Genomic DNA, 19,505 nt, shown 5'->3' on the forward strand with positions numbered 1-19,505 from the left:
GTCGAAGAGCGGCCCACGCGCACCCGTGGGAAGCGCTCGACAGGCGCAGGGTGCGGACCGACCAGGCTAGGCCCGACACGCCGTCCCTGAAGCGCGATCTGCGGCTATTCAGGTCCGTTTCTCGGGTCTAGTCTGACCAGGGAACAGCCTCGCGGTGAGGCCCTCGAAGCGGAGGTGGACCGGGTGAGCATCCTGCGGACGAAGAGCATCGAGCAATCCATTGCCGACACCGATGAGCCGGAATACCAGCTCAAGAAGAACCTCACCGCCGTTGACCTGACCGTTTTCGGGGTGGGTGTGGTGATCGGAGCCGGTATCTTCACTCTGACCGGCCGGGCGGCGGCGACCGTCTCCGGTCCAGCGATCATGATCAGCTTCCTGATCGCCGCGGTCGTCTGCGGGTTGGCTGCGTTGTGCTACGCCGAGTTCGCATCCACCGTGCCGGTCTCCGGGTCGGCCTACACCTTCTCGTACGCCAGCCTGGGCGAGGTGATCGCCTGGATCATCGGCTGGGACCTGCTGCTCGAGCTGCTGTTGGGGGCCAGTGTGGTGGCCCAGGGCTGGAGCACGTACGCCGTCGTGCTGCTGGATCAGCTCGGAATCAGCTGGCCGGCCGCGATCGGTCCGGGTGGCACCGTCGACGTGTTGGCGATGTTGCTGGTCGCCGTCCTGGCCACTCTGGTGACCATCGGGATCAAGGAGTCGATGCGGGTCAACCTCGTGCTGGTCGGGCTCAAGGTCTTCATCGTGCTGTTCGTGATCATCGCCGGTATCAGCTACATCAAGCCGGCCAACTGGTCGCCGTTCGTGCCTCCGGCCCAGGCCACCCAGGGCTCCGAGGGCCTGCACCAGCCGCTGGTCCAGCTGCTCTTCGGGCTGGAGCCGACAGCGTTCGGCGTCGCCGGCATCTTCACCGGCGCCGCCCTGGTCTTCTTCGCCTACATCGGTTTCGATGTCGTGGCGACCACGGCGGAGGAGGCGCGGAACCCGCAACGCGACCTGCCGATCGGGATCATCGCCTCCTTGATCATCTGCGCGGTGCTGTACGCGGCCGTCTCGATCGTGATCACCGGAATGGTCAGGTATGACCAGATCGACCCGAAGGCGGCGCTGGCGTCGGCCTTTACCTCGGTCGGCAAACCGGGGTTCGCCACCCTCATCTCGGCTGGTGCGGTGGCCGGCCTCACTACCGTGGTACTGACCCTGCTGATCGGCGCCTCCCGGGTCGTGTTCGCCATGTCTCGCGACCACCTGCTGCCGCCGAAGCTGAGCGCAGTCCACCCGCGGTTCAAGACGCCGTGGGTGATCACCATCCTGATCGGTGCGCTGACCATGCTGGTGACCGGGCTGACCCCCATCGGCAGGCTGGAGGAGATGGTGAACATCGGCACCCTGTCGGCCTTCGTGCTGGTGTCGGTGGGGGTCATCGTGCTGCGGCAGAAGCGTCCTGACCTGCCTCGCGCCTTCCGGGTGCCACTGATGCCATTCCTGCCGATCGCCTCCACTCTCGTCTGCCTCTACCTGATGCTCAACCTTCCGGTCGACACCTGGCTGCGTTTCCTGATCTGGATGGCCCTCGGCTTCGCCATCTACTTCGCCTACGGCCGGCGCAAGTCACGGCTCGCCACTGGAGAGACCCTGTCGGAGATGCGCCGCTCCCTGGAGAAGCAGCCGACCGAATAGGGAAGCGCGATTCGGACACGCATCCGTCCCCTGAGCCTGTGGAAGGCCACTGTAGTTGAGAACGTGGCCTGAGCCTGTCGAAGGCCACTCGTGGAATACGCGGCCTGAGCCTGTCGAAGGCCACTCCTGGAGTTCGCGGCCTGAGCCTGTCGAAGGCCACCCTGGAGTTCACGGCCTGAGCTTGTCGAAGGCTAAAGGCTCAGGGCAGGTTCGGGGCATGCAAGATATCGACCACTCGTCGGGGAGATGGCAGCGCAGCAAGGCTGAGCAAGCCTGCCCGGAGACTGGTGACTGGTCGGTTTCTTGCACCAGAGCGCGCGTTCCCGCCCTTCGACGAGCTCAGGGCACTTACGCGGGCTCAGGGCAGGTTCGGGGACATGCAAGATATCGACCACTCGTCGGGGAGACTGCAGAGCAGCAAGGCTGAGCAAGCCTGCCCGAGACTGGTGACTGGTCGGTTCCTTGCACCAGGCGCGCGTTCCGGCCTTTCGACAAGCTCAGGGCACGTCCTTCGACAAGCTCAGTGCACGTCCTTCGACAGGCTCAGGACACCTAGGCGGGCTCAGGGCGGGCCCTTCGACAGGCTCAGGGCGCAGGGCTCAGGGCAGGGAGACGCTGGCGACGCCGGGGGGAAGGAAGCGGCGACCGACTACCTTCTCCGAGATGCCTTCGCGGTCCAGGTAGGGGGTGATGCCGCCGAGATGCATCGGCCAGCCGGCGCCCAGGATCAGGCACAGGTCGATGTCCATCGGGGCTTCGACGACACCGTCGGCGAGCATCAGGGCGATCTCCTCGGCCAACGCCGACACCGCGCGGAGGCGGACCTCCTCGGCCGAGCTCGGAGTGTCTCGGACAGTGAGAAGGCTCAGCGTCTCCTCCGACACGTAGGGCTTGCCCCCAGGGGTCCAGTCGTAGATGCCCGCCCTCCTGGCCGAGACCAGGGCGCGCAGGTTCTCCGATACCGGGAACCGGGAGCCAAAGGCTGCATGCAACGTCTCCGCCACATGCAGAGCGACCGCGGGACCGACCAGCTGCAGCAGCACGAACGGCGACATGGGGAGTCCGAGGGGCCTGAGCGCCGCATCGGCGACCTTGATCGGAGTTCCCTCGTCGACTGCCTTGATCACCTCGCCCATCAGCCGCGTCAGCAGGCGGTTGACGACGAAAGCGGGCGCATCCTTGACCAGGACCGCGTTCTTGCGCAGGTTCTTCGCCACCGCCAGGGCGGTCGCCAGCGTCGCATCGTCGGTCCGCTCACCCCGGACGACCTCGAGCAGGGGAAGCACTGCCACCGGGTTGAAGAAGTGGAAGCCGACCACGCGTTCCGGATGCTGGAGATCGGCAGCCATCTCGGTGATCGACAACGAAGAGGTATTGGTGGCCAGTACGCACTCGGGCGAGACCTGCTTCTCCAGGTCGGCGAACACCTGCTTCTTGACGTCCAACTGTTCGAACACCGCCTCGAGAACGAAATCGCAGTCGGCGAAATCGCTCTGGTCCGTGGTGCCGGAGACCAGGGTCTTCAAACGGTTCGCCTGGTCGGTGGTCAGCCGGCCCTTGCCGAGCAGCTTGTCGACCTCGGCCGTGACGTACCCGAGCCCCTTCTGCACCCGGTCCTGGTCGAGGTCAGACATGATCACGGGCACCTCGAGCCGGCGGACGAAGAGCAGCGCGAGCTGGCTCGCCATCAGCCCGGCACCGACGATGCCGACCTTGGTCACCCCGCGGGCAAGGGTACGGTCCGGGGCACCGGCCGGCCGTCTGGCCCGCTTCTGGATCAGGTCGAACGCGTACAGCCCCGAACGCAGCTCCGGCGACATGAGCAGGTCCGCCAACGCCTCGTCCTCGGCCCGGAACGCGTCGGCGGCCTCAGTCGACTTCGCAGCCTGGATGAGCTCCAGCGCGCGGTAGGGGCCGGGGGCGGCCCCTGAGACCTTCTGGTCGGCGAGGGCGAGTCCGCGGGTGACGGCTTCGTCCCAGGCGGCACCGCGGTCGATGTCGGGGCGCTGGACCTCGAGGTCGCCGGCGACCACCCGACCAGCCCAGTCAAGTGAGCGTTCCAGGAAGTCGGCACCGTCGAAGATCGCGTCGGCGATGCCCAGCGCCTGCACCTGCGGGCCCTTGAGGAGCCGGTTCTGGTTCAGGGCGTTCTCGATGATCACCGTCACGGCCTTGTCGGCGCCGATCAGGTTGGGCAGCAGGAAGGAGCCTCCCCAGCCGGGAAGCATCCCGAGGAAGCACTCCGAGAGACCGACAGCGGGGGCCACCGCAGACACGGTGCGATACCGGCAGTGCAGCGCGATCTCCAGGCCGCCGCCGATGGCGAGCCCGTTGATCAGCCCGAAGGTGGGCACCGGTGCAGTCCCCAGCTTGTTGAAGACGGCGTGCCCGATCTGGGCAATCGTCTTGGCCTGGCCGCGAGTGGTGATGCGGGGGACTCCGGTCAGGTCGGCGCCGGCGGCCAGGATGAAGGGCTTGCCGGTCACGGCGATGGCTGTGATGTCATCTCGACCCAGTGCGGCGTCCAGGGCCGCGTTCAGGTTGCCCAACCCACGGGGGCCGAACACGTTGGGCTTGGTGTGGTCGAAGCCGTTGTCGAGCGTGATCAACACAGCCGTCCCGGCTCCGTGCGGCAGCTGGACGTCGCGGCTCAGCGCCTTCGTCACCACCTCGTCCGGGGCGAGGGCTGACGCATCGCTGATCAAGGTCTGCAGGTCGGGGACGGTGTAGGTGCTCACTGGTCTGCTTCCTGGTAGTGCGGGTTCTCCCAGATGACGCTGCCACCCATGCCGAGGCCGATACACATCGTGGTGATGCCGTAGCGGATCTGCGGTTGGTCACGGAAGGTGCGGGCCAGGTGGATCATCAGGCGCACCCCGGAGCTCGCCAACGGGTGGCCCAGAGCGATGGCGCCGCCGTAGGGGTTCACCCGGGGGTCGTCGGCCTCGATCCCGAAATGATCAAGGAAGGCCAGCACCTGGACCGCGAACGCCTCGTTGATCTCAATCGCTCCGAGGTCGTCGATCGTCAGACCGGCGGAGGCGAGCGCCCTCTGGGTGGCCGGAATGGGGCCGACACCCATCACCTCGGGGTCGACGCCGGCGAAGGCGTACGAGACCAGCCGCATGGCAGCCGGCAGGCCGAGTTGCTGCGCTGCCTGCTCGGAGGCGATCAGGCAGGCGCTGGCGCCGTCGTTGAGGCCGGCGGCGTTGCCCGGAGTGACCCTGCCGTGCGGGCGGAACGGCGTCTTCAGGGTGGACAGCGTCCGAGCGGTGGTGCCCGGTCGCGGTGGCTCGTCGGCGGTGGCCAGGCCCCACCCGTGCTCGGCGCTGCGGGTGGCGACGGGCACCAGGGACTCCTGGATGATGCCCTGCTCGTAGGCGTGCTGCACCCGGTCCTGGCTGAGTACGGCGAAGGCGTCCGCCCTCTCCCTGGTGATCGCCGGGAAACGATCATGAAGGTTCTCGGCGGTCGAGCCCATTACGAGAGCCGACGGGTCGACCAGCTTCTCGGCCAGGATGCGCGGGTTCGGGTCGACGCCCTCACCCATCGGATGCCGTCCCATGTGCTCGACCCCGCCGGCGATGGCGACGTCATAGGCGCCGAAGGCGATTCCGGAGGCTACCGTGGTGACCGCCGTCATGGCACCGGCGCACATCCGGTCGATGGCATAGCCCGGGACCGAGCGGGGGAGACCAGCCAGCAGGGCTGCGGTACGTCCGATGGTCAGCCCCTGGTCGCCGATCTGCGTCGTGGCGGCGATCGCCACCTCGTCGACCCGCTCCGCCGGCAGTTGCGGGTGCCGCCGCATCAGCTCACGAATGCAGTTCACGACCATGTCGTCAGCGCGTGTCTCGGCGTACAGCGAGCCGGCCTTGCCGAAGGGGGTTCGTACGCCGTCGACGAAGATGACCTCACGGGATTCACGTGGCATGATCATATATTACTCATGAGTAACAAGGTGTGGCGGCGCGGGAGGAAAAGTCCACCGAGGTGTGGGGCTCGATCCGCACCTTCCGTCAGCTGCAGTGAAGAACGAAGCGGAGTGGGCGGTGGCTACAGCAACGGCGTGATCAACGGAACGGTCAGATCGCGCTGCCAGCGGCGGGCGCCGAGCTCCGCCAGCACCCGGTCGACCAGCTCTGGGGTGGGGTCAGTGGGCGGTCGCCAAGCCAGCCTGCGCACGTAGTCAGGGGTGAGCAGGTTTTCGATCGGCAGTCTCAGCTCCTCGGCCCGGGTCGTCAGCACGGCCCGGATGCGGGTCAGCCGTTCGGCCGCCTCAGGATCCCTGGCGGCCCACATCCGTGGCTGCGGCGGACCCTCGTTGCGGATGTGCAGCGGTGGCAGCTCGGACTCCCGCAGCGCCAGCGCCCGGTTCAGGGCATCCAGCCAGTTGGACTCGAACCTGCGCGCCTGTCGGCGAAGGAAGCCGGGAATCTTCCGCAGGCTGTCGCGGTCGGGGGTCTTCAGAGCAGCCAGCTCGGAGATGGCCGCATCGGCAAGGATCTTGCTGGGCGCCTTGTCGAGCCGGCGGGCGATCTCATCGCGCGTCTCCCACAGCGACTGGACGATCGCCAGCCCGCGTCGGGTGCGTACGTGGTGGATGCCGGAGGTCCGCCGCCAGGGATCGGTCCGCGGTTCGGCGACGATGTCCGCCCCCGCCACCAGCGCCTCGAACTCCTGCTGCGCCCACTCCGCCTTGCCTTCGACCTCGAGCTCCGCGGCCAGTACGTCACGGAGCTCGACCAGCAGCTCGACGTCCAGGGCGGCGTAGGTGAGCCACTCCGGTCGCAACGGCCGGCTGGACCAGTCCGAGGCGGAGTGCTCCTTCAACAGGCGGACGGAGAAGTGCTCCTCGACCAGAGTCCCGAGGGCCACCCTGGGGTAGCCCAGCAGCCGGCCGGCCAGCTCGGTGTCGAAGAGTGTCTGTGGCACCATTCTGACCTCGGCGAGGCACGCCAGATCCTGGCTGGCTGCGTGGATGACCCACTCGGCGTCCTGGATGGAGGTGCCGAGCTCGGCCAGGTCCGCGGGCTGGCCGAAAGCGACCGGGTCGACCAGATGGGTGCCGGAGCCGCGTCGCCGGAGCTGAATCAGGTACGCGCGCTGGCTGTAGCGGAAACCGTGCGCGCGCTCGGCGTCGACGGCGACAGGTCCCACACCGGCGGCGAGGGACTCGATCACACGGCCCAGGCCTGAGGCGTCCGACACCACCTCCGGGACACCTTCAGCCGGCTCGGTGAGCAGCGGAACATCGAGCTCGGTCGGGGTCTCCTGGTCGGGTTCTGTCACCGGCGCCGCGCGTTCCGCGTTTGTGGGTTACGTCGCGACGGCATCAGAACGACACCGGAGGGCACCGGTGGCAGGCCGGCGGTGGTGCACAACAGCTCGGCCCAGGCGTCCAGGTGCGGCATCAGGCCGCCTCCGGCGTCGGTGAGGTCAGGCGTCCACGAGGCACGGATCTCCACCTCCGCCTGCGCGGGGTCGTCCTCCATCCCTCCGAACGACTCGCTGGAGACCGAGGTGACCGTACCGCTGGGCGCCAGGAATGCCGCCTCATGCGCTGCCAGCGCGTCGATCAGCCACGACCAGCCGACCTTGGCCAGCAGCGGGTCGGTGACCATCTCCGGGTCGATCTCGGCCCTCGCATAGCTCACGCAGCGGAAGTCCCCCTGCCAGGCGGCGTTGCCGGCCGGATCGTGCAGCAGGACGAGTCGGCCGCTGCCGAGTTCCTCGTCGCCGACGATGACATCTGCGGTGATGGCCACGGAATAGGGCGCGATCCGTTGCGGGGCAGGGATTTCCTCCACGGCCAGTTCCGAGCGCCAGGTCGCAGACATCAGGTCTGCGACGGCGCGTTGGAAAGCCCCCGGCGTTGGTGCGGCGTCCTTCTTTGCTCCCACCAGGCGAGCCTATGCGCGGTGGGGTGGGATGACCGGCTCGACGCGCCGAGTTTTTCCGGTCGTGAAAAGATTCACGTGTGGCCCTCAACGATTCTGCTCTGCTCGCCGCCGCCCACCGTCGCCAGGGAGATCGACTGCCCATCTGGTTCATGCGGCAGGCCGGTCGGTCGTTGCCGGAGTATCGCGCCCTGCGCCAGGGGATCTCGATGCTGGACAGCTGTGCGCGGCCGGATCTGGTCACCGAGATCACGCTGCAGCCGGTGCGCCGTCACGCTGTCGACGCGGCGATCTTCTACAGCGACATCATGGTGCCGCTGAAGGCCATCGGGGTCGACCTGGAGATCGTCGGCGGCGTCGGTCCGGTGATCGCCGCACCTATCACCCGAGTGGCCGACCTCGACACGCTCCGCCCGCTGGAGCCGGCCGACGTCGGCTACGTCAGCGAGGCGGTCGCTGCCATTGTGGCCGAGCTCGGTGACCGGCCGCTGATCGGTTTCGCAGGCGCGCCGTTCACGTTGGCGAGCTATCTGATCGAGGGCGGTCCGAGCAAGGACTACGCCAAGACGAAGTCGCTGATGATTGCCCAGCCCGAGCTGTGGCTCGACCTCTGCTCCCGACTCGCCGACATCTCCGCTGCGTTCCTGACCGTCCAGGTCCAGGCAGGTGCCAGTGCGGTGCAGTTGTTCGACTCCTGGGCCGGCAGCCTCAGCGCCGCCGACTACGCGGGCTTCGTTCAGCCGCACTCGGCCGCCGTCCTCCGCCGGGTCGGTGAGCTCGGCGTGCCGCGGATCCACTTCGGGGTCGGCACCTCCGAGCTGCTGCCACTGATGGGCGCCGCCGGAGCCGACGTGGTCGGCGTCGACTGGCGCCTGCCGCTGGCGGAGGCCAGTCGGCGGATCGGACCGGACTTCGCCGTCCAAGGCAATCTCGACCCCGCGCTGCTGACGGCGCCATGGCCGGTGCTGGCCGAGCGGGTCCGAGACGTCATCCGCTCCGGTGCCCACGCGCCGGGTCACATCTTCAACCTCGGCCACGGGGTTCCGCCGACCACCGACCCGGACGTGCTCACCCGGATCGTCGAGCTGGTGCACACCGAGGGCCCGGAGATCCGAGCCGAGGCCGGGGCGCTCGCCGACGTGACAAGCGGCCGGGCATGACGTCTGCGGTTGTCGTCGGGGGCGGTATCGCCGGGCTGACAGCGGCTCGCGGGCTGGCCCTGTCAGGGTTCTCCGTAACCGTGCTGGAGGCGGGCGCGCGGGTCGGCGGCAAGCTGGCCGGGATCGAGCTGGACGGCGCCGAGCTGGACAGCGGCGCTGAGTCGGTGCTGGCCCGGCGACCCGAGGCGGTGCAGCTGATCGGCGAGCTGGGACTCGGGGACCGGATGGTGCGCCCAACCGAGGCGAAGGCCCAGGTGTTCGTGGACGCCCAGGTCCGCCCGCTGCCGCCCTCGGCGACCGGTGTCCCCTACGACCTGGACCGGCTGTCGGGGTACCTGACGCCGGCCGGATTGGAGCGGGCCCGCCAGGAACCGGACCTTCCGGCCCCGCCGCTGCCGGGCGACGTCGGCATCGGCAACTATGTTGCCGACCGGTTCGGTGACGAGGTCACCGACCGGCTGCTCGAACCGCTGCTCGGTGGGGTGTACGCCGGGCACTCGCGAGAGCTGTCGTTCGCGGCTGTCGCACCGAGGCTGTTCGAGAAGGCCCGGTTCGGCGGATCCCTGCTCGAGCACGCCCGCCCGGAGCGTCCTAGCCCGGAGAACCCGAACGGGCAGGGCAGTGATCCCGTCTTCGCAGGTCTGCTCGGCGGCGTCCACGGCTTGGTCACGTCGTTGCAGCAGGACCTGGAGCAGCGGGGGGTGGCCGTTCGGACCGGGGTCACGGTGCGCGAGCTGCGGCGGGACGCCGACGGCCGGTTCCGGTTGGTCTGCGGGCCGGTGCCGACCCCGACCACGGTCACCGCGGACGTCGTCGTGCTGGCGGCGCCGGCGAAACCCGTGGGCCGACTGCTGTCCCCGCTGGTCGGCCGGCCGGCCGAGGCGTACGCCCGGGTCCCGTACGCCTCGATGGCGGTTCTGACGCTGGTGGTCAGCAATGCTCAGCTGACCGGCTCTGGTCTGCTGGTGCCACCGGGGGAGCTGCCCACGATCAAGGCGCTGACGTTCTCCAGCCGGAAATGGGACTGGGTCGCAGCGACGACCACGTCGACCTGGGGCGAGGGGGTCGACGTGGTCCGGGCCAGTGTCGGACGCTTCGGTGAGGCGAAGCTGCTGCAGCTCGACGATGACGCGCTGCTGGCGCGGACGTTTGCGGAGGCGAAGACCCTTCCGGGTTGGGGTGGCAGCGTGCTCGTCGCCGGGCAGGTGCAACGCTGGGGTGGTGGGTTGCCGCAGTACCTGGTCGGCCACACCGACCTGGTGGCCGACCTGCGTGGGGCCGTCGACGAGGTGCCCGGCCTGGCCGTCTGTGGGGCGGCATTGAGCGGTGTGGGTATCGCCGCCTGTGTCGGCAGTGCCGGCGCCGCCGTCGACAAGATCAACTCCGAGAGGAACTGAGGATGAAGGCACGAGAGATCAACGCGTCGATCCGCTACACGATGTGGTCGGTGTTCCGTCGGACGGCTCGGCTGGACGCGCCAGCCGCAGAGCTGGCCGAGGCCGCCCTGAAGGAGGTCGCGGCCGCCACCGAGGGCACCGACCTTGTCATCCGCGGCTGGTACGACGTGGCCGGGCTGCGCGCCGACGCCGACCTGATGGTGTGGTGGCACGCGTCGTCGTCGGAGACGCTGCAGGACGCCTACCACGCCCTGCGCCGTTCTGCGCTCGGCGACCTGCTGGAGCCGGTCTGGTCCCAGCTGGCGCTGCACCGGCCCGCGGAGTTCAACAAGGGCCATGTGCCGGCGTTCATGCAGGACGAGCAGCCCAAGGCGCACCTGTGCGTGTACCCCTTCGTGCGCTCGTACGAGTGGTACCTGCTGCCTGATGAGGACCGCCGGGCGATGCTGTCGGAGCACGGACAGCTGGCCCGACCGTACCCGGATGTGCGCGCCAACACTGTGTCGGCGTTCGCGCTCGGCGACTACGAGTGGATGCTCGCCTTCGAGGCGGACGATCTGCACCGAATCGTGGACCTGATGCGCGATCTGCGCGCGGCCGCCGCCCGGCGGCACACCCGCGAGGAGGTCCCCTTCTACACCGGGCGACGGCGCGAGCTGGAGACCATCCTCACCTCCTGGTGACCTACTTGCCGTGCTCGGCCGGCTCGAGGGTCAGCGACACCGAGTTGATGCAGTACCGCATGTCGGTGGGGGTGTCGTAGCCCTCCCCGGTGAATACGTGTCCCAGGTGAGAGTCGCACTTCGCGCAGCGCACCTCGACCCGTTTCATGAACATCGAGCTGTCCTCGATATAGACGACCCGGTCCTCGGCCAGTGGCGCGAAGAAGGACGGCCAGCCGCAGTGCGACTCGAACTTCTGGGTGCTCCGGAACAGCTCGGCGTTGCAGGCGCGGCACCGGTAGATGCCCTCGGTCTTGGTGTCGGTGTATTTGCCGGTGAACGGCCGTTCGGTGCCGGCCTCGCGCAGCACCTTGTACTCGAGCGGGCTCAGCTGGGCACGCCACTCGGACTCAGATTTGACCACCTTGCCGACCTGGGCGGCCGGGCTGGTGTTCTCGATGTCGGTCATGATGTTCTCCTCCGCGCCGGTCGAGTGAGTTCCCCGGGCCCCACCAGGGTACTTGGCCTGGGCCCGCCCAGCCCAGGCCGCGTAGGCTGACGCCATGGCGACCCCGGCAACTGAGATCGAGGTGGGCGGACGGCCCGTGCGCGTGTCGAACCCGGACAAGGTCTACTTTCCCGATGTCGGACTGACCAAGATCGACATCGTGGAGTACTTCGTGGCCGTCGGCGCCGGGGTGTTCGCGGCTCTGCAGGACCGGCCCACCACGCTGGAGCGCTGGCCAGGGGGATACTCGCCGGAGGCGCGACTGACCACCCGTCAGGACGGGCATGGTGACGCGTTCTACCAGAAGCGAGCGCCGACCAAGGGCAGGCCGGAGTGGGTGCAGACGGCCAAGATCAAGTTCCCCTCCGGCCGGACCGCTGACCAGGTCTGTCCGACCGAGCTCGCTACCGTCGCCTGGGCAGCCAACCTCGGAACGCTGCGGTTCCATCCCCAACCCGTGAAGAAGGACGACACCGACCTGGTCGACCAGCTGCGCATTGATCTTGATCCGCAGCCGGGGACGGACTTCGCCGATGCCGTTCGGGCGGCCCACGAGCTCCGTGGCGTGCTGGCGGACGCGGGACTGGTCGGCTTCCCGAAGACCAGTGGTGGCCGGGGCGTGCACGTATTCGTTCCCGTGGAGGCCGGCTGGGACTTCATCGACGCCCGCCACGCGGTGATCGCCCTTGGTCGTGAGCTGGCCCGGAGGATGCCCGAGCAGGTCACGGTGAACTGGTGGAAGGAGGAGCGGGGGGAGCGCATTTTCGTCGATTTCAACCAGATGGCCCGGGACCGGACGATCGCCTCGGCGTACTCGATCCGGCCGACCCCCGAGGCGAGAGTCTCGGCCCCGCTGCGCTGGGAAGAGCTGTCGTCCGTCGGCCCGGAGGACTTCACCGTGTCCACCATGTTGACCCGGTTCGCGGAGGCCGGTGACGTGTGGGAGTCGTTCTATTCCGAGCCCCCCGGCCGGCTGGAGCAGGCGCTGGAGATGTACGCCCGGGACGAACGTGACCGCGGCGAGGGGGAGATGCCCTACCCGCCGGAGTACCCGAAGATGCCGGGCGAGCCACCCAGGGTGCAGCCCTCGCGCAAGCGCCAGGACCCCGGCGACGATCGGTGACGTCGCGGCCGGGGATGCAGCGAGCTGCCCTTGGGTGGCGTCACGGCCGTACCGAGACCTCGTACGGTCGCGGTGCGGGACGACGCGGGTCAGCGGTGGCGATGGTAGCTGGTGAAGAGCGCGCCATCGTCGGCCAACATGGCGAACTCGAGGGCGAATGCACGCGGGTCGTTCAGCAGCGGGCCGACGACGGTGCGCTGGCCGGGACCACCGATGACGGTCGGGGCGAGCGTCAGACACATCTCGTCCAGCAGGTCGGCCGCCAGCAGCGCGTGGTGCAGGGTCGCGCCACCCTCGCAGAGCAACCGGCGGTAACCGGAGGCCACCAGCAGATCGACTCCGGCTGCGAGGTCCACGCTGCCGCTACCCACCTGCAGAAGATCGAAACCGGCCTGCTCGAACCTCCGCAGGTCCTCCGGCCGGTGGTCGGTCGTCGTCATGATCATCACCCTTCCGCCCGAACCGGAGGGCGCGGTCGCCATCTCGAGGGAGAGGTCGAGTGACCGAGTGACGACGACCAACGTGGGTACCGGGCTCAGGTCTTCACTGCGGCGGACCTCCTGCTGCCAGGGAGCCAGATCCACCGCCCGGTAGCGTTCTTTGCGGACCGTGCCGGCGCCTGCGATCACGGCATCGGCATGGGCACGTTGCAGGGCGAAGACATGCTGGTCACTGGGGGTGTTGATCGTTCCGGAACGCTCGTCCGGTCCTTGGGCCGAGCCGTCCAGGGTGGCGACGAAGTTGGTCCGGAGCCAGTGGGAGTCTCCGGTCGGCAGTGGATGGCGGTAGAGCCGCCGAAGGGCAAGATCATCCAGCGGCATGCCCACGATTCCGTCGGACCGTCCGAAGAGTTGCTGCATGCACGGCATCTTTTCACGTCGCGACCGCTGTTTTGGTGCACAATCACCCCATGGCCAAGTCGAAGCAAGGCAAGGGAAAGCACCTGGTGGAGGTCGTCGACCCCATCGAACCGACCACACCGTTGACCAAGGCACTCCGGCTGCCGACCGGCCCGGTCGACCTGGCTGCCCTCGACCCGCGCGCCACGACGGGGTTCCAGGGGAAGAAGAAGGACGCTCCTGGGCTGACCGAGGCGCTCGGGCCACGGCTAAGCGACCTTCAGGAGCGGCTGTTTGCCGAGGGGCGCAGCGGTGAGGACAACGCGAAGCGGGTTCTCGTTGTGCTGCAGGGCATGGACACCTCAGGCAAGGGCGGGGTGATCCGGCACGCGTTCGGTCTGGTGGACCCCCAGGGCGTCCAGCTCAAGGCGTTCAAGGCTCCGACGGCGGAGGAGCGCAAGCACCCTTACCTGTGGCGGATCGAGCAAGCGCTGCCGGCGCCGGGCATGATCGGGATCTTTGACCGTTCGCACTATGAGGACGTGTTGATCGTCCGCGTTCACGAGCTCGTCGAGAGGGCAGTCTGGAGCCGGCGCTACAGCCAGATCAACAGGTTCGAGGAGAAGCTGGCCTCAGCGGGTGTCACGGTGCTCAAGTGTTTTTTGCACATCTCCCGTGACGAGCAGAAGGAACGCCTGATGGAGCGGCTGGACAAGCCGGACAAGCACTGGAAGTACAACCCTGGCGATGTGGATGAGCGGCTCCGCTGGCCCGACTATGCCGAGGCTTACGCTGCTGCGCTGGAGAAGTGCAACACCGATGCCGCACCGTGGTATGTGATCCCGTCCGACCGCAAGTGGTACCGCAACTGGGCTGTCGCGCAGCTGCTCGCTGAGCACCTTGAGGCAATCGACCCGCAATGGCCGAAGGCGGACTTCGACGTCGAGCAGGAGAAGGTCAGGCTCGCAGCCACCTGATCGACGTTTGAGGGAGCGGAAGCGGCCCAGCACCGAGCTCGATGTTTGAGATCGGGCGTGAGGGGAAAAGTAAGAGGGCCGGACGCGTTGCGGTGCGAGGGGCCGGTCCCGAGCATCTTTGATCAATTCGCGCTATCAAGATCGTCGTTGGCGCGCCTCCGCGAGCTGATGACGGTGTCCCTTACCCGTCCTGATCTGGTCGCGTGCCGAAAGGCACTGTTTGACCAGGTACGCCATCCCATCGAATGGAGATGTCATGACCCAGAATCCCTACACATCCGATCCCACCCTGCCGGACCGTGCGGTGCCGCCAGTCTCGTCGACCCCACCGCCGCCGGTCCCGGCCTACGAGCCGGTGCCGGCCTACGAGCCCGTCCCGGTTGCTGACGACCGGTCGACCAAGGAGGTCGCGAAGGACGAGGCCGGTGCCGTGAAGGACACCACCGTAGAGGCCGGCCAGCAGGTCGCTGGCGTCGCCAAGGAGCAGGCCGGCAATGTTGCGGCTGAGGCGGGCCACCAGTTGAAGAGCCTGTTCCAGCAGACGATGGGTGAGGTGTCCAGCCAGGCTGGCTCCCAGCAGCAGCGACTGGCCGACACCGTCCAGTCGCTTGCTCGTGAGCTCGGATCGATGGCTTCCGCCTCCCAGGAGTCGGGGCCGATGACCGATCTGGCCAGGCAGGCCTCGGCCAAGGGTGACCACATTGCCCATTGGCTGCAGACCCACGAGCCCCGGGATCTGCTGAACGAAGCCCGCTCGTTCGCCCGCCGCCGCCCGGCCGTCTTCCTGGCCGGTGCCGCTGTGGCCGGAGTGCTGGCGGGACGACTGACCCGGGGAATGGCCGCCCTGGCAAGCGACTCCTCCTCAACCGGCAACAGCCAGCAGCCGTCGCAGTCGGACTACGCCACCCTGGAGGCTCGGCCCTCGCTGACGCAGGCTCCCTATGATCCGCTGGTCGCAGGGTCCGAGTACCCGGTCGCGGCACGCGAAGACGACGTGACGCGATGACTGACCCGTACACCAGTGCCCCGGCGTCCAGCCGGAGCGACGCGACCGGTCCGGGCTACCCACCCAGGGAACAGGACACTCGCTCGATCGGCGACCTGCTGGGTGACGTCACCCGGGATCTGTCGACTCTGATGCGGCAAGAGGTTGCACTGGCCAAGGCCGAGCTGAGCCAGTCTGCCTCGCGAGCCGGCAAGGGAACAGGCATGTTCGTGGGCGCCGGTGTGGCCGGCTTCCTGGTCTTGCTCTTCCTCTCGGTCTCCCTCTGGTGGGCCATCGGCAACCAGATCGGACGCGGTTGGGCCGCTCTGATCGTCGCCATCATCTGGGCCATCATCGCCGCAATCCTCGCCATGGTGGGGAAGAAGGAGATGGAGAGAATCCGAGGTCTGCAGCAGACCACGGACACGCTAGGCAAGATTCCCAACGCACTCAAAGGCAACGAGGAGAACAACCGATGACTACCAATGATCCGGACCAGATCCGCGCTGATATCGAGCGCACCCGGGCCAACCTCAGCAGCGACGTCGATGCGCTGACTGACGAGGCCAACCCGAAGAACATCGCCAAGCGCCAGGCAAACAAGGTGAAGGACGCGACGATCGGAGTCAAGGACCGCATCATGGGCTCCGCCTCCGATGCCGGTGACGCCGTCGGCGACGCCGCCTCACACGTCGGTGACGCGGTCTCCGGGGCGCCGAGCGCGGTGCGTTCCAAGGCGCAGGGCAACCCGCTCGCAGCCGGCCTGGTTGCCTTCGGTGCCGGTCTGCTGGTGGCGTCGCTGTTCCCGCCGTCCGAGAAGGAGCAGCATGCCGCCAGCACAGTCAAGGAGCGCGTCGAGCCGCTCAAAGAGCAGGCCACCGACATCGCCAAGGATGCCGCTGCCCACCTGAAAGAGCCGGCGCAGCAGGCAGCCGAGTCGGTCAAGGACACCGCGACCGAGGCGGCCCAGACAGTGAAGGACGAGGGTTCCTCGGCGGCAGCCGACGTGCAGGACCAGGCCGCCTCGTCCAAGCAGTCGGTTCAGGAAGCGCAGTCGGGTCAGGACGCTCCGTCGGGAGCGCAGACCTGGCCGACCGGACAGGGCAACCCCTCGAGCCGGTAACACGCTTGGGCTCGGAAACAGGACCACGGGCTGACGATCTCTCACTGAGGTCGTCGGCCCGTGGTCATGTCCGGGTCCCTATAGCGGGCTCAGGGTGGGTGTACGTGCTCTGAGCTTGTCGAAGAGCGGTGGGTGTACGTGCTCTGAGCTTGTCGAAGAGCGGTGAGCGGAGGGCCCTTCGACAGGCTCAGGGCGCGGAGGTCAGCAGGGGAGGTCAGCTGCTGAGCTCCATCATCAGGGCCGGAAGCTCGTCCAGGAGCTCGCGGGCGAGGAAACCGAGCGGGCCGACCCGGGCCGCCAACCGGTCGCCGGCGGCGGCGTGCAGATGCGTGGCCCAGCAGGTCGCCTGCGCTCCGGTAGCACCGCGGCCGAGGAGGCCGGTTACGGCACCCGCAAGTACGTCACCACTGCCCGAGGTGGCAAGACCTCCGAAGCCGGTGGTGGCCTGCCAGCGGGCACCGTCGGCGTCAGCGACCGCCCCATGGCAGGTGACCACCGCACCGTAACGGTCCGCGACGGCCGCCACGTCCGACTCGAGGTCGTCGAGATCGCGCTCGAGTAGCCGGGCCGCCTCCTCCTTGTTCGGCGTCAGCACCAACCGGCCACTGAGCCGGTCACGCAGATCGGTGAGCCGGGGGAGTACGCCGAGGGCGTACGCGTCCAGCACCAGCCAGGTGTCGTCGGCCACCAGCGGCACCAGCGTCCGCAGCAGCTCGACGGTCTGGTCCGCGTCGTCGAGACCCGGCCCGACCAGCACAACATCGGCCGACTCCAGCTTGTCGGCGATGGCGCTCAGGTCCGCACCGAGCACCGAGCCGCGGCGGTCCTGCGGCAGACCAGTGACGCCGGACTCCGGCACCGCGACGGCGAGGGCTGTCGCCACTGACTCGGCCACCGCGAACGACAGGTGGCCGGCGCCGACTCTCATAGCGGCCAGGCCAGCCAGCAGGGCGGCTCCTGGGGTCGAGGCCGCTCCGCCGACCACCAGCACCTGGCCACGGCTGTACTTCGAGTCGGTGATCGCCGGCAGTGCCCACTCACGCAGCGAGTTCGGCGTCACCAGCTCAACGCGGTTGGACATCGCGGTCCCCCTCGTGCCGGGTGACGGGCACGTCGTGGCGGTGCAGGTGCGACACGTCATTGAACGTGACCAGCTGCCAGACCCGGTCCCCAGGCGGCCTGACCAGACGGCTCATCGAGACGTTGATGACCGGGGTCGTGGCGCCGATCTCGAGGATCTGCGCCTCCGTGAGCCGCTCGCAGACGTACCGGAAGGCCAGCACCATCGCATCGTGGCAGACCACCAGCACGCGTTGGCCTTCCTCGAGACGTTCCAGGTCGGCAAGGAACGAGCGGACACGCAGCACGAGATCGGCCCACGACTCACCACCGGGAGGTCGGTGGTAGAACTTGCCGAGCCAGCGCCGCCGCTGAGCCTCGAACGGGAACCTGGCTTGGACACCACGGCTGGTCAGCAGGTCGAGGACACCCAGCTCGCGGTCGCGGAGCCGCTCGTCGACAGAGAACGGTAGCGCCAGACCGGCGGCCTGCAGGGCGATCTGGCCGGTCTGCACCGCGCGAGCGTACGGTGAGGACCAGACCGTTGTCGGCAGCTCGTGATCGGGCAGCTCTCGCAGCCCGGCACCCAACGCCCTGGCCTGCTCGATCCCGGTGTCCGACAGCGGCACATCCGCATCCCGCTGCCCGATCTCGATGACCTCGGCACCTGCCGCCTCCGCCGCGGAAGCGGCCACGTTGCCCATGCTCTCGCCATGACGCACCAGGAGAAGCTCTTCAACACCCATACGTCGACCCTAACGGCTGCCCAGGCCGGAGTCCGGTGAGGCGCCCCGGTGAGAGCTCAGTGACACGGTCGTCGTCGACCGGGGCGCGTGCACACGGCTGCGTGCAACCGGCACACCCTTCGCGCTAGCCTCGGACGATGCGGGCATGGGAGCAGGAGTTCGCGGAGCTGTTCGCACCGAGGTTCATCGACTACGCCAGCGCCGACGTGCAGTTCTCGCTCGAGGCACCGCCGCCGGAGCTGGTGAGCCGCATCCATCTGGTCGCCAGAACGGGGGAGGGCAGCGTCATCGTCTGCGTCAACGACCTCGGGTGGCGCTTCCTGCCGGGCGGTACCCGTGAGCCGGGAGAGGAGCTCGCGGCCGGGCTGGACCGCGAGATCCGGGAGGAGGCGGGTGCGCGACGCATCGGTCCGTGGTCGGTGGTCGGCGCCTTCCGCGCCCAGATCCGAGCCCCCGAGCCCTATCGCCCGCACATGCCGCATCCGGTCGCCTACTGGGCCTACGCCGTTGCCGACGTGCTGCTCGACGGCCTACCGACCAACCCGCCCGACGGTGAACAGGTCACGGAGGTGCTGGTGCTGCCGCCGGCCGACGCGGCAGACTTCCTGGCCGTGCACGACCCGATCCACGCCGACGTTGTCCGGCTGACCGCAGCCATGGGTCTGATCTGACCCCAGAACCGGCGTCCATCGACCGACCGTCCTGATGCGGACCCGCGGTCCGGCCTCACCGCGGTAGGCGTCAGCGTGACGGTAGCCTGCTCCAATGCTGACTCCCACCAGCCAGGAATCGGTGTCCTACCGACTCGAGGTCGTCTGGCGGCTGGTGCTGCGTTCCGCGCTGATGATCGAGGCTGCACTGCTGCTCGCGTCGCTGGCTGTACCGCTGCTCGGCCGTGACACCCACCCCGAGGACTCCGACCCTGGCGTCAGCACCAGACTGCTCGCGAGCCTCGCCGCGTACGTCACGGCGCAGCCGAACCAGTTCGGCGATCGCGACTCGCCTCCGGCCGACGTCCCGGGCGGGGTCTGGATGACCCGCATCGTGCTGGTGCTGCTACTGGTCGCACTGATCCTTGCCGCGGTCGCCACGTTCGGTCTCGCACTCGACCGCACCGGTCGGCCGACCCACATCCTCGCCCGGGCCGGCGGAACCCTGCTGCTCATCTCGGTCGGACTTCTCGCCCTGGCCCAGATCTGGCTCTCCGACGACTATGTGGCAACACCGCTGCAGCCCCGCCTGTTGATGCCGGTTGCAGCCGGACTGTGGTTGCTGTCCGTCGCGACGGCGAAACGCCGGATGGACGAGCTCGACACCGCGCAGTGACGATCACGCCTGGGAGA

General features: G+C 68.3%; 19 protein-coding genes. 11 read left to right on the forward strand and 8 right to left on the reverse strand.

Translation table 11 applies throughout. From position 1 onward, the window contains the following. Positions 1 to 183: 183 nt before the first annotated feature. The gene (locus JOE57_RS18115) at positions 184 to 1,683 is read left to right on the forward strand and encodes an amino acid permease (protein ID WP_204920035.1); all 1,500 of its coding nucleotides are present in this window, start codon (positions 184 to 186) and stop codon (positions 1,681 to 1,683) included. A 599-nt stretch (positions 1,684 to 2,282) separates the two neighbouring features. Here the strand turns inward: JOE57_RS18115 and JOE57_RS18120 are convergent. The 4 genes from JOE57_RS18120 to JOE57_RS18135 all read right to left on the reverse strand — a co-directional run bounded on the left by JOE57_RS18120 (position 2,283) and on the right by JOE57_RS18135 (position 7,586). Then, positions 2,283 to 4,421, reverse strand: a complete 2,139-nt coding sequence (locus JOE57_RS18120; protein ID WP_204920036.1) for a 3-hydroxyacyl-CoA dehydrogenase NAD-binding domain-containing protein — start codon at positions 4,419 to 4,421, stop codon at positions 2,283 to 2,285. Beyond that, positions 4,418 to 5,617 carry a thiolase family protein gene (locus JOE57_RS18125; protein ID WP_204920038.1) on the reverse strand — a complete coding sequence of 400 codons (1,200 nt, stop codon included), beginning with the start codon at positions 5,615 to 5,617 and terminating at the stop codon, positions 4,418 to 4,420. The genes JOE57_RS18120 and JOE57_RS18125 overlap by 4 nt, the downstream gene beginning before the upstream one ends. A 122-nt stretch (positions 5,618 to 5,739) precedes the next feature. Beyond that, positions 5,740 to 6,975, reverse strand: a complete 1,236-nt coding sequence (locus tag JOE57_RS18130) for an HRDC domain-containing protein (RefSeq protein WP_204920039.1) — start codon at positions 6,973 to 6,975, stop codon at positions 5,740 to 5,742. Continuing rightward, positions 6,972 to 7,586, reverse strand: a complete 615-nt coding sequence (locus tag JOE57_RS18135; RefSeq protein ID WP_338041383.1) for a DUF3000 domain-containing protein — start codon at positions 7,584 to 7,586, stop codon at positions 6,972 to 6,974. The genes JOE57_RS18130 and JOE57_RS18135 overlap by 4 nt, the downstream gene beginning before the upstream one ends. 77 nt (positions 7,587 to 7,663) lie before the next feature. Here JOE57_RS18135 and hemE point away from each other — a divergent pair, with 77 nt between their 5' ends. Genes hemE through hemQ form a run of 3 tightly spaced genes read left to right on the forward strand, consistent with a single transcriptional unit; the run spans position 7,664 to position 10,823 of the window. Continuing rightward, a complete protein-coding gene (gene hemE, locus JOE57_RS18140; protein WP_204920040.1) occupies positions 7,664 to 8,743 on the forward strand; it encodes a uroporphyrinogen decarboxylase in 1,080 nt (359 codons plus the stop codon). Beyond that, positions 8,740 to 10,140: a protoporphyrinogen oxidase gene (gene hemG / locus JOE57_RS18145; RefSeq protein WP_204920041.1), complete on the forward strand. Its 1,401-nt coding sequence runs from the start codon at positions 8,740 to 8,742 to the stop codon at positions 10,138 to 10,140. Before hemE ends, hemG begins: the two co-directional genes overlap by 4 nt. A 2-nt stretch (positions 10,141 to 10,142) precedes the next feature. Next, entirely contained in the window at positions 10,143 to 10,823 is a 681-nt protein-coding gene (gene hemQ / locus JOE57_RS18150; RefSeq protein ID WP_204920042.1) for a hydrogen peroxide-dependent heme synthase, read from the forward strand. A 1-nt stretch (position 10,824) separates the two neighbouring features. Here the strand turns inward: hemQ and msrB are convergent, their stop codons facing one another. Next, positions 10,825 to 11,271, reverse strand: coding sequence for a peptide-methionine (R)-S-oxide reductase MsrB (gene msrB / locus JOE57_RS18155; protein ID WP_204920043.1), 447 nt, complete (start codon positions 11,269 to 11,271; stop codon positions 10,825 to 10,827). Between the two features lie 94 nt (positions 11,272 to 11,365). Here msrB and JOE57_RS18160 point away from each other — a divergent pair, with 94 nt between their 5' ends. Then, entirely contained in the window at positions 11,366 to 12,433 is a 1,068-nt protein-coding gene (locus JOE57_RS18160; RefSeq protein ID WP_204920044.1) for a DNA polymerase domain-containing protein, read from the forward strand. 89 nt (positions 12,434 to 12,522) lie between these two features. Here the strand turns inward: JOE57_RS18160 and JOE57_RS18165 are convergent, their stop codons facing one another. Then, a complete protein-coding gene (locus tag JOE57_RS18165; protein WP_204920045.1) occupies positions 12,523 to 13,293 on the reverse strand; it encodes a dihydrofolate reductase family protein in 771 nt (256 codons plus the stop codon). Positions 13,294 to 13,343: 50 nt separating this feature from the next. Here JOE57_RS18165 and JOE57_RS18170 point away from each other — a divergent pair, with 50 nt between their 5' ends. The 4 genes from JOE57_RS18170 (at position 13,344) to JOE57_RS18185 (ending at position 16,357) form a co-directional block, all read left to right on the forward strand. Further along, the gene (locus JOE57_RS18170) at positions 13,344 to 14,249 is read left to right on the forward strand and encodes a PPK2 family polyphosphate kinase (protein ID WP_204920046.1); all 906 of its coding nucleotides are present in this window, start codon (positions 13,344 to 13,346) and stop codon (positions 14,247 to 14,249) included. A 256-nt stretch (positions 14,250 to 14,505) separates the two neighbouring features. Further along, entirely contained in the window at positions 14,506 to 15,255 is a 750-nt protein-coding gene (locus JOE57_RS18175; RefSeq protein WP_204920047.1) for a hypothetical protein, read from the forward strand. Then, on the forward strand, positions 15,252 to 15,713 hold the full coding sequence (locus JOE57_RS18180) for a phage holin family protein (RefSeq protein WP_204920048.1): 462 nt from the start codon (positions 15,252 to 15,254) through the stop codon (positions 15,711 to 15,713). Before JOE57_RS18175 ends, JOE57_RS18180 begins: the two co-directional genes overlap by 4 nt. Next, entirely contained in the window at positions 15,710 to 16,357 is a 648-nt protein-coding gene (locus JOE57_RS18185; protein ID WP_204920049.1) for a DUF3618 domain-containing protein, read from the forward strand. Before JOE57_RS18180 ends, JOE57_RS18185 begins: the two co-directional genes overlap by 4 nt. A 214-nt stretch (positions 16,358 to 16,571) precedes the next feature. Here the strand turns inward: JOE57_RS18185 and JOE57_RS18190 are convergent, their stop codons facing one another. Continuing rightward, positions 16,572 to 17,438: an NAD(P)H-hydrate dehydratase gene (locus tag JOE57_RS18190; protein ID WP_204920050.1), complete on the reverse strand. Its 867-nt coding sequence runs from the start codon at positions 17,436 to 17,438 to the stop codon at positions 16,572 to 16,574. After that, positions 17,422 to 18,162 carry a histidine phosphatase family protein gene (locus JOE57_RS18195; protein ID WP_204920051.1) on the reverse strand — a complete coding sequence of 247 codons (741 nt, stop codon included), beginning with the start codon at positions 18,160 to 18,162 and terminating at the stop codon, positions 17,422 to 17,424. The genes JOE57_RS18190 and JOE57_RS18195 overlap by 17 nt, the downstream gene beginning before the upstream one ends. Before the next feature lie 137 nt (positions 18,163 to 18,299). Here JOE57_RS18195 and JOE57_RS18200 point away from each other — a divergent pair, with 137 nt between their 5' ends. Continuing rightward, positions 18,300 to 18,833: an NUDIX hydrolase gene (locus JOE57_RS18200; RefSeq protein WP_204920052.1), complete on the forward strand. Its 534-nt coding sequence runs from the start codon at positions 18,300 to 18,302 to the stop codon at positions 18,831 to 18,833. Between the two features lie 94 nt (positions 18,834 to 18,927). Continuing rightward, positions 18,928 to 19,488, forward strand: coding sequence for a hypothetical protein (locus tag JOE57_RS18205; RefSeq protein WP_204920053.1), 561 nt, complete (start codon positions 18,928 to 18,930; stop codon positions 19,486 to 19,488). Positions 19,489 to 19,505: the final 17 nt, after the last annotated feature.

This window comes from Microlunatus panaciterrae (assembly GCF_016907535.1).
GTDB lineage: Bacteria > Actinomycetota > Actinomycetes > Propionibacteriales > Propionibacteriaceae > Microlunatus > Microlunatus panaciterrae.